Below are 11,098 nucleotides of genomic sequence, written 5' to 3'. Positions count from 1 at the left end.
GGGGGGGGGCGCGGCGCGGGGGGTCGCGCAGGTGGGGGGGGTCTGGGCGGGGGGGGGGGCGCCGGGCCGAGACGCGGGCCGGGCCCGCGTCCCGGAACGCGCGCATCTCCTCGTACTCGTCGAGGAATCCCGCACCGTGGAGCCGCTCCCCGGCCGCCACGCACTCGTCGTCCGCGTCGCGCGCGGTGTCGCCGAGCCAGCTGAGCAGCCGCACGAGAACGGGATGGTCCGGGCAGGTCCTCGCGCCCCGGCCGGAGTCGCCCGCCGTGATGGCCGGATGGCCGAGGAGCGCCGCGACGCAGAGGGCCACGGGCACGGTGGCCCCGTAGACGGTGTTCTGGTGGGTCACCGGCCCCAGCGCGTCCCGGAGGGCCGACTCCCTGACGAGCGGGTCGGGGCCGGTCAGTCGCGCCAGCGCCGCCGGCAGGGATTCCCCCGTACCGCAGGCCGTGGCGAGCGACGCCCAGTCCGTACCGTCCAGCAGTGTCCGGAAGTCGGGGAGCTCCCAGGGTCCTCCGGGAAGCGGACGCCGTCCGGCGGGAAGCGGAGTCAAGGCCCGGGAGGGGCGGCCTGGGCCGACGCCCCCGGACCCGCCGCCAGGCCGTCCAGGAGGAGGCGCAGGGCCAGTTCGAAGCCGCGGTCGTCGAGGCCGGCGAGACCGCCGGGGCGGTCGGCCGTCGAGGCCAGGGAGTCGGCCAGGGCCGGGTAGTCCGGGCGGTAGTCGTCCGGGGCGCGGGTGAAGCCCGCCGTGAAGGTCTCCAGGGCGGAGCCGAGGACCAGGTAGTCGAGGGCCGCCGCGGCCTCGGCCGCCCCTGCGGGGGTGCAGCCCGCCCGGACCAGGGCGCCCAGCAGGGCGTCGTACCCGAGCAGGGCCCGGTCGGCCTCGACCCGGCGGCGGGCCACCAGGGCGATCATGTGCGGGTGGCGGAGGTACACCCGGCGGTAGCCCCGGGCGTACTCGGCGACTCCCCGGCGCCACTCGGGGTCCTGGAGCGGGCCGAGGTCGATCTCGTCGTTCAGCAGTTCCGACGCCGCGTCCAGCAGGTCTTCCTTCGACGCGACGTGGTGGTAGAGGGACGCCCCCCGCACGCCGAGCCGGTCGGCGAGCGAGCGCATCTTCAACGCGTCCGGGCCCTCTTCGTTGAGCAGTTCCAGTGCGGCGCGCGCGATGATCGCGCGGCTCAGCAGCGGCTGGCTCGGTCGGCCCACGGCGGCACTCCCCCTCTTCCAGCCGAAGGTTACCCGCCGGCAGGTCTTCCCAAGAGGCCGAGGGCGCGTTAACGTCCCCGCAACCCCGTTACCTAACAAGGTTAGATTTAGTTCGGGGAGCGCGCCGGGGACGCCGGACGCCTCCCCCTGCCCTCCGAGGTGTCACGTGTCAGAACCCTCCACCGGCGGCAGACCCGCCACCGCCACCCCGCAGGACGCAGACGGCGACGCCGCCCGGCTGAGCGACCTCGGCTACCGGCAGGAGCTGCGCCGCAGCCTCGGTGTGCTGGGGAACATCGCCATGGGCTTCGCCGTGGTCTCGCCCGTCGTCGCCCTCTACGCCGTGTCCATGGTCGGCACGACCATCGCCGGCCCCGCCTGGGTGTGGGCGCTGCCCGTCGTGCTGATCGGCCAGTGCCTGGTCGTCAACGTCTACTCCGAACTGGCCTCCCAGTGGCCCCTGGCCGGCGGCCCCTACCAGTGGGGGCGCCGCCTGCTCGGGCCCTCCTTCGGCTGGATGAGCGGCTGGGTGTGGCAGTTCGCCGTCATGTTCGGCAACACGACCGTCTCCTACCTGGCCGCGCCCTGGGTCTTCGCCCTCCTCGGGATCACGCCCACCCCCGCCGCGATGGTGGCGGTGGCCGCGGCCATCCTGCTGGGGTGTACGGCGGTCAACGCCTTCGGCATCAGGATCCTCAGCCTCTTCGTGTCCCTGGGCATCGCCGCCGAGGCGGTCGCCTCGGTCCTGGTCGGCTTCAGCCTGCTGCTCTTCTTCCGCAGGCACGGCTTCTCCCTCTTCACCGAGACCCTCGGCGCCGAGCAGCTGTCGGGCGGCTCCACCGTGATGGCCTTCCTCGCGGTCCTCGCCGTCGCGGGCTGGGGGTTCATCGGCTTCGACGCCTGCGTCTCCACCGCCGAGGAGACCAAGGACGCCGGACGGCAGGTGCCGCGCGCCATGTGGTGGGCGCTGCTGAGCGTCGGCACCGTGGTGATCCTCAACGCCATGGCGGTGGCCCTGGCCCACCCCGACCCGGCGGCCGTCGTCGCCGGCAGCGACCTCGACCCGGTGACCACCGCCGTGGTCACCTCCTTCGGCTCCTGGTCCGACAAGCCCTTCGTCCTCGTCGTCCTGGTCGGGTTCCTCGCCTGCGCCATGGCCTCCCAGGGCGGCGCCGCCCGCGGCGTCTACTCCCTCGCCCGCGACGGGGTCTTCCCCCTCTCCCGCCACGTGCGCAGGGTCAACCGCCGCCAGGCCCCGATCGGCGGCCTCGTGGCCTCCACCGCGGTCAGCTGCTGCGGCCTGCTCCTGGGCCTGAACGCCACCGCCATCGGCAGCCTGATCGCCTTCGGCACCGCCGCCACCTTCCTGCCGTTCTTCCTCGTCTCCCTCGCCGCGCTCATCGCCCGGCTGCGCGGCACCTGGGTCCCGTCCGGGCACATCCGGCTGGGCCGCAAGGGGACCCTTCTCAACGTGCTCGCCGTGCTCTGGACGGGCTTCGAGGTGGCCAACGTCTGCTGGCCACGGGCGATCCTGGCCCCGCCCGGCGCCCCGTGGTACCAGGTCTGGGCCGGTCTGCTGGGCATCGGCGCGGTCGTCTCGGCCGGTCTGCTCTACCTTCTGGTCCGCCGCCCCCAGGAGAAGCTCCGCGCCCTGGAGCCCCAGCCGGTACGCCCGCCCGCGGACCGCCCCGCCGAACCGGCACCCGGTCTCTCCTGACCCTCTCCGCCCGGGGCCGGTCCCGGCCCCGGGCGCCCCACGCCCCCACCGTCCCCACCCACCGTTCCGCCCATCCATCGGGAGATATGTCATGCACCTGCCCGCAATGACCCGGAGGGGCTTCGGCGCCGCCGCACTGTCCGCCACGGCCGCGAGCCTGATCGGCGGCCGCGCCCTGGCCGCCGGGACCCCCGACCCGTCCGCCGCCCCCGCCTCGGCCGAGAAGTACACGGCGCCCGCCGAATGGGAGGACCACTCCTGCTGCGTCATGTCCTGGCCCTGGGACCGGACGGACGGCTGGGGCTCCCTGCTGCCCGAAGCACAGGGCGAGATCGCCGGCATCGCCCGGGCCGTCGCGGCCTCCGAGCCGGTCCTGATGTTCGCCGAGCCGGGACAGGCCGACGACGCGCGTGCCCTGTGCGGCCCCGCCGTCACCGTCGTCGAGTATCCCGTCAACGACTGCTGGACCCGCGACACCGGCCCGGTCTTCGCCCTCAACGCCGCGCGGACCCGGAGCGTCGGCCTCGACTTCGGCTTCAACGGCTGGGGCGGCAAGTACCCGTACGACAAGGACGACCTCCTGCCCGTCGGCGTCTGCGACCGGCTCGGCCTACCGCGCCGCGAAGTCCCGCTGATCCTGGAGGGCGGGTCCGTCCTCACCGACGGCCAGGGCACCCTCGTGACCACGGAGGAGTGCCTGCTCAACCCCAACCGCAACCCCGGCATGACCCGCGAGCGGATCGAGACGACCCTGCTGGCCGCCTACGGCGCGACCAAGCTCATCTGGCTCCCGTACGGCCTCGCCGGCGACACCATCACCAACGGCCACGTCGACCTCGTGGCCGCCTACCTCGGCCCCGCCCGGATCCTTCTGCACACCCAGCCCGACCCCGCCAGTCCCAACCACGCCCGGATGGCCGCGAACAAGGCGGTCCTGGACGCCGCCACCGACGCCTGCGGGCGCCGCTTCGAACTGGTCGAGATGGAACACCAGCCGCACTTCCGGCAGAACGGCCTCCAGGTCGAGACCTTCAGCTACACCAACTACTACCTGACCGCCTCCCACGTGATCGTCCCGCTGTCCGGGGAGCCGGCGGACGGCCCGGCCCTCGACCGGCTGCGGCCGCTCTTCCCCGGCCGCCAGGTCGTCGGCACGCCCGCCCGGATCCTGGCCTGGGGCGGCGGCGGGGTCCACTGCGTCACCCAGCACGTACCGCGCACGCGCTGACCGGGGCGCGCGGTTCGCGGTGCGCCCCCGTGCGCCGCGAACCGGCCGGCACGCGCCGCTTGGCCCGTTCCCGGGATGGGCAGGGTGGGGCGAGAGCACGCGGCTGCCGCCCCGGCGGGACGGCCGCATCGGACGGCTGGCGGGGAGTGGGCATGGGGTGGACGGCGGAGGAGTTCGGGGCCTCGCACGAGGGCTGGGCCGGCGCGCTCCTGGCGGACGGGACCGAGCCCGGCCCGGTCCGCCTGGACCCGGGCGGCGGGGCCGGGTCGCGTGAGACGCGGGAGTGGTGGGCCTACGGCGGCGGCCCGGACCGCCCCCCGGCCGCCGCCGCGCGCGCCGCGTGCGCGTGCGGCTGGCGCGGGGCGGCGCGGTACCCGATCGAGCGCGGGGACGACGCCTCGGCCGGCCAGTACGAGCCCGTCGTCGAGGGGCCCCGCGGCGACTGGGAACGCCACCTCGACGAGGTCGAGGCCCGCACCGTCCCGCTCCCCTCGGAACTGGCCGACCTCCTCGAACGCGTCGAGGACCAGCTCAACAACCTGGCCGGACAGGCGCCGGTGGCCGCGCTCAAGGCCGTGGCCGCACTGGAACGCGTCACCCGCAGCGTGGCCCGCGACGCCGCCTACATCGCCGAGGCCGACGACCTGTCGTGGGAGTCGATCGGCACCGGCCTCGGCATCTCCGAGAAGGAGGCCCGCTCCCGCCTCACCCACTACACCTGCCGGCGCTGACCGCTCCCGTCCCCGAAGAACCCGTCCGCGCCGAAGGCAAGCCGGGCGAAGCGTTCGCCGATGAGCCGGTGGGTGGCGGCGTCCGGGTGGAGCGCGTCGGGCAGGGGGAGTGCGGCGGCGTCGGCCTCCCCGTAGAGCTCGCGGCCGTCCAGGTGGTACAGGTGCGGGTCCTCCTGCGCCCGCTGCCGGACGATCCGCGCCAGCTCCTCGCGGATGACGGTGAGCGTCAGCTTCCCGGCGGCGCGCTCGGCCGGGTCCCCCGTCGCGCGGAAGCGCAGCCGGCCCGCGGCGAGCGCGGCCGTGTCGAAGGCGGTCGGGCCGGGGGTGTCCTCGTGGATGGGGCACAGGATCGGGGAGACGACCAGCAGCGGGGTGTCCGGATGCCCCTCGCGGACCGTGTCCAGGAAGCCGTGGACGGCGGGTCCGAAGGCGCGCACCCGCATCAGATCGGTGTTGACCAGGTTGATGCCGAGTTTGACGCTGATCAGGTCGGCGGGGTGGTCGCGCAGGGCGCGGGCCGTGAACGGGTCCAGCAGCGCGCTGCCGCCCAGGCCCAGGTTGACCAGCTCCACCCCGCCGAGGGAGGCGGCGAGGGCCGGCCAGGTGCCCGTGGGGTGCGTGGCGCCGGAGCCCTGGCTGATCGAACTGCCGTGGTGCGCCCACACCCTGCGGCCGCCCGCCGGGGCGGGGGAGACGGGGGCGTCGGTGCGCAGGGCGACGAGCTCGGTCGTCTCGTCGTGCGGCAGCCAGATCTCCACGTCCTTGGTCCGGCCGGGCAGGCCGGTGAAGCGCAGGGTGGCGGGCGGTCCGGTCCGGTGTTCGGCGCGGCCCGTGGCGGGGTCGAGGACCAGGGTGTCCCCGCCCTCCGCGCTCGCCCGGCCGGCGGGCCGGCCGTCGACGAAGAGCTCGTAGACGCCGTCCGGGCGGGGCGGGGCGCCCGCGTAGTTCCGCTTCACGGGTACGGTGTCCAGCTCGACGACGGTCGCCGCGCTGCGGAAGACCAGCCGTACGCCCGAGGGCTGGGACTCGGCCATGGCCAGCTGCCCGTCGGTGTTCTGGGCCCGGGCCCGGGCGGGCAGCCGGTGCGGCAGCAGGCCGCGCCCGGTGGCCTCGGTGTCGAGGGCCCCGCGCAGGAGGTCCGCGGTCACGGGCGTGGTGATCGGGGCGGAGGGGATCGTCATGCCGACGTCCGTCCGCGCAGCAGGGTGTCGAGGGCGTCGAGGGTCCATGACCAGCTTTCCTGTGAGTCGGGGGCGCTGTGGCTGAAGCCTCCGGCCAGCTCCAGGCTCACGTAGCCGTGGAAGACGCTGCCCAGCAGGCGGACGGCGTGGGTCTGGTCCGGGCCGGCCAGGTCGTAGCCGCGCAGGACGGCCCGCATCATCTCCGCGTGCCGGGGGCCGGCGCTGGAGGCCGCCTCCTCCGGGGTGAGCCGGAACCGGGAGGCGTCGTAGCGGCCGGGGTGCTCGCGGGCGTAGTCGCGGTAGACGTTCGCCAGCGCGCTCAGGGCGTCCTTGCCCGCGCGCCCGGCCAGCGCGGAGGCGCCGCGGTCGGCGAGCTCCTCCAGGGCCAGCCGGGCGATCTGCGCCTTCAGGTCCCGGAAGTTGCGGACGTGCGAGTACAGGCTCGCCACCTTGACGTCGAACCGCCGGGCGAGCGCCGAGGCGGTCACCTGCTCGAAGCCGACCTCGTCGGCCAGCTCCGCCCCGGCCCGCACCAGGCGGTCCGTGGTCAACCCGATGCGTCCCACGCCTCTTCCCTCGCAGTTCCTCGTCGTGCGGTGCCGGCTGTCTGCCTGAAGTGATTATGCGTTTGCCTAAAACCTTTAGGCAAATTAGCGTGCTCCTCATGAAGCCACTGACCGAGCAAGAGATCCGCGCGGCCTTCGTCAACTGCACCAAGGGCGAGGCGAAGCGCCTGTCCGTCCCCCGCGACCTGGCCGACCGCCCCTGGGACGACCTCGACTACCTCGGCTGGCGCGACCCCCAGTCCCCGGGCCGCGCCTACCTGGTGACCGAGACCGGCGGCCGGGCCAGGGCCCTCGCCCTGCGCCGGCCCTCCGCGGGCGCGGTGCAGATGCGGCGCAGCATGTGCACGATGTGCATGACCACCCATGACGGGGGCGTCTCCCTGATGGTCGCCGCGAAGGCCGGCAAGGCCGGGCAGCAGGGCAACTCCGTCGGCGCGTACATCTGCGACGACCTCGCCTGTTCGCTGTACGTACGGGGCCTCAAGGAGGCCGGCCCGTACGCCCGGCTCCACGAGACCCTCACGGTGGAGGAGAGGGTCGAGCGGACCGTCGCCAATCTCGCCGCCTTCTTCGCCCGGGTGAGCGCCTGAGCGGCCTCACCGCTCCGGGGGCGCTTCCTGGAGGTAGGCGGCCACCAGGGCGAGGTCGTTGGCGATGGAGAGGACCCCGGCGGGGTCGGTGTTCGCGGTGGAAGCCCCGTTGACGCCGGCGTAGAAGGTGTCGAAGCGGCCGCCGCCCCGGTCCAGGTAGCCGGCGATGGTGATGGCCCCGACGGCCAGCCGGGCGTTCAGCGCGTCCCCGCCCACCGCCGCGCCGGTCTTCGCGAACACCTTCCCGCGCGCCGGGCAGTCGCGGCAGTTCCCGGCCAGCAGCCCGTCGACGCCCAGAACGGGCAGGGCCTCCCGGAAGAGCCGGGCGTCCGGGCCGCGCTGCCAGTACGCCAGCATCTGGACGAGGGCCCGCGGGGTGGCCCGGTCGGCGGGGTTCCCGCCGCGGCCGTCCATGAGCTCCACCTGGGCGCGGTCGACGCCCGCCCGGTCGAGGAAGGCGGCCAGCACCGGGAAGCCGTCCGCGCACCGCCCGCTGCCGGTGGCCACGGCCATCAGGCAGATGCCCAGGTTGGCGCCCAGATTGTGGCTGACCTTGAGGATCAGTTTGGCGTACTGCTCGTACGGGGGCGAGGTGTACGCGGCCACGCGCTGGCGCCCCCGGTAGTCGCGGGGCAGCCGGCCGACGGGATCGGCGCCCGTCGCCGCGGCGGTGACGCGCACTCCGGCCCGGCCGAGCGCCTCGATGAGCGCGGTCCGGCCGAAGGCGGCCGGGTCCGTGACGGGAGAGGTCCGCAGCAGGGGGGCCGCGCCGGCGGCGATGGTGCCGGACAGCCGGATGCGGGTGCCGCCCTCGTCGGCCGTGACGGTGACCGCCGTCGCGCCCCCGGCCGCCACGGTCCTCACCGTCGAGGTCACCCGGTACGGGGCCACCCGCGGCCGCCAGTCCAGCCGGGCGTCGACGCCGGGCCGGTCCCCGGGGGTGGTCAGCAGGTCGATCAGGTTGTCGTTGACGATCAGCGGCGTCGGCGTGGGGTCGAGGACCGGGTCGGCGGCGAACAGCCGGGAGTCCACGACCACGTCCCCGTCCACCCGCGTGATCCCCGACGCGCGCACCTGCCGGGCCAGTTCGTCGATCCCGGCGAGGGGGTTCTCCGGGGTGAGCGTCGCCCCGGGGAAGTCGTTGGCGTAGGTGTGGTCGAGGTCGGTGTAGGCGACGGTCCCGTCGGGCCGGGTCCGCCCGCCGAGGGTCAGGTCGCCCTGCGCGACGAGGTCGAGGTCCCCGGTCAGCGTGCCGCCCCGGCGCTCGCCGACGGCGTAGACGGGGGTCGTGAACCGGTGGCCGGTGCCCAGGGTCCGCCAGGTGCCGGAGACGGAGAACAGCTTCGCGGTGGAACCCGGGATGAAGAACTGCTCCGGGAACATCGAGTGCACCACCCGGCCGTCCTCGGGCCCGGTCTCCAGCAGCCCCCACTGTGCGTACCGGTACTCCGGCTTGCGCATGATCTCCGAGATCCGCGGGTCGAGCCGCCCGGCGTCCCCGGAAGCGGACGGCGCGGGCGGCTGAGCCGGCGAGGGCGAGGGCGAGGGGTCCGGCCCGGCGCGGGCGACCGCGCCCGGGGCGAACGCCGCCAGCACCAGCGCGGCCAGCCCGGCCCCCGCACGCCGCCGCAGTCCGCCGCCCCGCATCGGATGTCCCACGGCACGCTCCGTTCGCCGCGGCCGTCTGAGCCGGAATCCCGGCACCTGCGCCCAGCGTGGCACGGCCCGCCAGCCCCCGCACGTCACCCGGACGGACGTCAAGCCCCGAACGCCAGGGACGTGACGCGGCGGCGCCCCGCGCGGCTCAATGGAGACACGGAGGAGTCCTCACCCGAGGCGCCCCTCCCCTCGGATCATCGGATCAGCCCCGAGACCCCACACCCCGCCTTGTATTCCAAGGAGCCCCCCCCATGAGCCAGATCCACCGTGTCTCCCTCCTCGCCGCCGCCATGGAAGCGGGAGCCGTGCGCGTGGCCCCCGGCGTGTTCGCGGCCTCCCGCATGCCCGGCTCCGGCAACACCTCCCTGCCCCCGCACCCCGCCCCGACCCCGCGGCTCCCGGCGCCGGAGGGCCGGTGGAACGCCCTCGTACGCACCGGAAAGGCCGCGGCGGTCATCGTCGTCGCGCTCTGAGCGGCTCCACCGGACGGCTCCACCGCACGTCCGCACCGCACGTCCCCACGGCACGGCCTCGTCGCCCGGCCTCAGGTGGCCCCCGGCTCCGCGCCCGCGTCGGAGCGGGCCAGGGACAGGACGCCGGCGCAGATGGCGGTCAGGCCCAGCAGCTGGGGGAGGAGCCACCAGTGGGCCCGCAGGTGCTCCTCGTACAGGAGGACCCCCAGGGCGACGCTGACGCCGGCGTCGCCCAGGGTCAGGGCGGGCTGGGAGGCGACCAGCGGGCCGCCCTGCATGGCGTGTTCCAGGAGGAGGACGGCGCAGATGCCGCTCGCGCCGAAGGCGTACGTCTCCCAGGCCGTCAGGAACGCCCCGATCCCGCCCCCGCGCAGGGTGTGCACGGCCGACTTCATCAGGGCGGCGGTCAGCGCGTAGCAGACGGCGGTGGCCGCGCCCAGGCAGCCCGCCCGCATCCGGCCGGGCGGACGTCGCAGCCCGGCCACGGCCAGCACGGCCACCGCGGCCGCGCAGGCGGGCAGGGCCAGCGCCCACCGGTCGAGCGGGACGTGCGTACGGTTCCCCGTGGGCGAGGCGGCCACCAGGACCACCCCGAGCCCCGCCACCACCATCGCCACCGCCAGCCATACCGCCCCCGGGAGCCGGGTCCGCGTCACGAGCGAGGCGATGAGCAGCGCGAGCGGCAGCTCCAGCACGAACAGGGGCTGGACGAGCGACAGCGCGCCCGTCGCCAGCGCCACCGCCTGCCCGGCCCCGGCCGCGATCACCGCCAGGATCCCGCCGAGCCACAGCGGCCGCCGGAGCAGGTCGAGGACCAGCCCGAACCGGAAGCCGTCGCTCTGCGGCACGGTCAGGGAGGCCCGCCGCTGGAGGACCGTCGCGAGCGCGTTGCTGAACGCCGCGAACAGCGCGAAGAGGACCGGCACCACGAAGCCCATGCCCCGATCCTCGGCCCATCGGCGCGGGCGGCCGTTCAGCGCCGCCGCCGTGTCCCCCGTCCGGTCCCACGGGCGGGCGGGGGACACGGCCCGGGTCCCGCGGCGACGCCTCCCGTTCAGCCGGCGGGGGACGGGTCGAGCAGTGCGGCGAGGCCGTCGAGGAGGCGTTGGAGGCCGAACTCGAAGAGCGTGTCCAGGTCGAAGTCGTAGCCGGCCGTCGCCAGGCGGGCGAGCGCCGGGAACCGGCCGGTGTCCAGGACCGCTTGCAGCTCCGGTTCCCGGTGGTCCATCCACTCCTCGCTGTCCAGTCCGCTCTGGGCCTCCGCCTCCCGCTCCGCCTCCAGGTTGACGGCCACCCCGCGCGCGTAGTTGAGCAGCGTGAGGTGCGCGGTGAAGGCGGACTGCGGGTCGAGGCCGTGCGTCACGAGGGTGGCGAGCATCCACTCGCTGTACGGCAGGGCCGAGGCGATGATCTGCGGGCGGGTCATCGACAGGGCGGGCGCGAGCCAGGGATGGCGGCGGAACAGGTCCCAGAGCCGGCGCGCCGCCAGTTCGACGGCCTCCCGCCAGCCCGGCGGCGCCTCGGCGGGCAGCGGGTGCTCCGACATGACCCCGTCCATCATCCGCGTCAGGAGGTCGTCCTTGTCGGCGACGTGCCGGTACAGGGACATGGGGGCCACCCCCAGGTCGGCGGCCACCCGGCGCATCGACACGGCGGCCAGCCCCTCCGCGTCGGCGACCGCGACGGCGGTGGCGACGATGCGCCCGAGCGTGAGCGACGCCGGCCCGTCGGACGGCCCCGCGGG

The 11,098-nt window shown here is 75.2% G+C and carries 11 protein-coding genes and 1 pseudogene; 5 read left to right on the top strand and 7 right to left on the bottom strand.

The annotated features are described in order from the left end of the window. Positions 1 to 553, bottom strand: a pseudogene (locus AB0O29_RS32115) (hypothetical protein); the annotation flags it as partial. Next, positions 550 to 1,209: a TetR/AcrR family transcriptional regulator C-terminal domain-containing protein gene (locus tag AB0O29_RS32110; RefSeq protein WP_365158775.1), complete on the bottom strand. Its 660-nt coding sequence runs from the start codon at positions 1,207 to 1,209 to the stop codon at positions 550 to 552. The pseudogene AB0O29_RS32115 and the gene AB0O29_RS32110, both read right to left, overlap by 4 nt. A 166-nt stretch (positions 1,210 to 1,375) precedes the next feature. On the opposite strand from AB0O29_RS32110, the gene AB0O29_RS32105 reads away from it, so the two are divergent. The 3 genes from AB0O29_RS32105 to AB0O29_RS32095 all read left to right on the top strand — a co-directional run bounded on the left by AB0O29_RS32105 (position 1,376) and on the right by AB0O29_RS32095 (position 4,885). Beyond that, a complete protein-coding gene (locus AB0O29_RS32105) occupies positions 1,376 to 2,926 on the top strand; it encodes an APC family permease (RefSeq protein WP_365158773.1) in 1,551 nt (516 codons plus the stop codon). A gap of 91 nt (positions 2,927 to 3,017) precedes the next feature. Continuing rightward, the gene (locus AB0O29_RS32100) at positions 3,018 to 4,154 is read left to right on the top strand and encodes an agmatine deiminase family protein (RefSeq protein ID WP_365158770.1); all 1,137 of its coding nucleotides are present in this window, start codon (positions 3,018 to 3,020) and stop codon (positions 4,152 to 4,154) included. A 152-nt stretch (positions 4,155 to 4,306) separates the two neighbouring features. Next, a complete protein-coding gene (locus AB0O29_RS32095; protein WP_365158768.1) occupies positions 4,307 to 4,885 on the top strand; it encodes a hypothetical protein in 579 nt (192 codons plus the stop codon). Here AB0O29_RS32095 and AB0O29_RS32090 read toward each other — a convergent pair. Both AB0O29_RS32090 and AB0O29_RS32085 read right to left on the bottom strand, forming a co-directional pair. After that, entirely contained in the window at positions 4,867 to 6,066 is a 1,200-nt protein-coding gene (locus tag AB0O29_RS32090) for a GDSL-type esterase/lipase family protein (RefSeq protein WP_365158765.1), read from the bottom strand. The genes AB0O29_RS32095 and AB0O29_RS32090 overlap by 19 nt on opposite strands. Next, entirely contained in the window at positions 6,063 to 6,632 is a 570-nt protein-coding gene (locus AB0O29_RS32085; protein WP_365158762.1) for a TetR/AcrR family transcriptional regulator, read from the bottom strand. Before AB0O29_RS32085 ends, AB0O29_RS32090 begins: the two co-directional genes overlap by 4 nt. 98 nt (positions 6,633 to 6,730) lie before the next feature. On the opposite strand from AB0O29_RS32085, the gene AB0O29_RS32080 reads away from it, so the two are divergent. Further along, positions 6,731 to 7,222 carry an FBP domain-containing protein gene (locus tag AB0O29_RS32080; RefSeq protein WP_365158759.1) on the top strand — a complete coding sequence of 164 codons (492 nt, stop codon included), beginning with the start codon at positions 6,731 to 6,733 and terminating at the stop codon, positions 7,220 to 7,222. Between the two features lie 6 nt (positions 7,223 to 7,228). On the opposite strand, the gene dacB is transcribed toward AB0O29_RS32080, so the two are convergent. Next, entirely contained in the window at positions 7,229 to 8,881 is a 1,653-nt protein-coding gene (gene dacB / locus AB0O29_RS32075) for a D-alanyl-D-alanine carboxypeptidase/D-alanyl-D-alanine-endopeptidase (RefSeq protein WP_365158757.1), read from the bottom strand. Between the two features lie 251 nt (positions 8,882 to 9,132). Here dacB and AB0O29_RS32070 point away from each other — a divergent pair, with 251 nt between their 5' ends. Continuing rightward, the gene (locus AB0O29_RS32070; protein ID WP_365158755.1) at positions 9,133 to 9,354 is read left to right on the top strand and encodes a hypothetical protein; all 222 of its coding nucleotides are present in this window, start codon (positions 9,133 to 9,135) and stop codon (positions 9,352 to 9,354) included. 71 nt (positions 9,355 to 9,425) lie between these two features. Here AB0O29_RS32070 and AB0O29_RS32065 read toward each other — a convergent pair whose 3' ends face one another. Both AB0O29_RS32065 and AB0O29_RS32060 read right to left on the bottom strand, forming a co-directional pair. Beyond that, positions 9,426 to 10,292, bottom strand: a complete 867-nt coding sequence (locus AB0O29_RS32065; RefSeq protein WP_365158752.1) for a DMT family transporter — start codon at positions 10,290 to 10,292, stop codon at positions 9,426 to 9,428. Positions 10,293 to 10,408: 116 nt separating this feature from the next. Beyond that, positions 10,409 to 11,098, bottom strand: a 690-nt coding sequence (locus AB0O29_RS32060) for a TetR/AcrR family transcriptional regulator (RefSeq protein ID WP_365158749.1), incomplete at its 5' end; no start/stop codon positions are given.

This window comes from Streptomyces sp. NPDC089915, assembly GCF_040684675.1.
Classification (GTDB): domain Bacteria; phylum Actinomycetota; class Actinomycetes; order Streptomycetales; family Streptomycetaceae; genus Streptomyces.
This window is presented reverse-complemented; position numbering and strand designations above follow the sequence as displayed.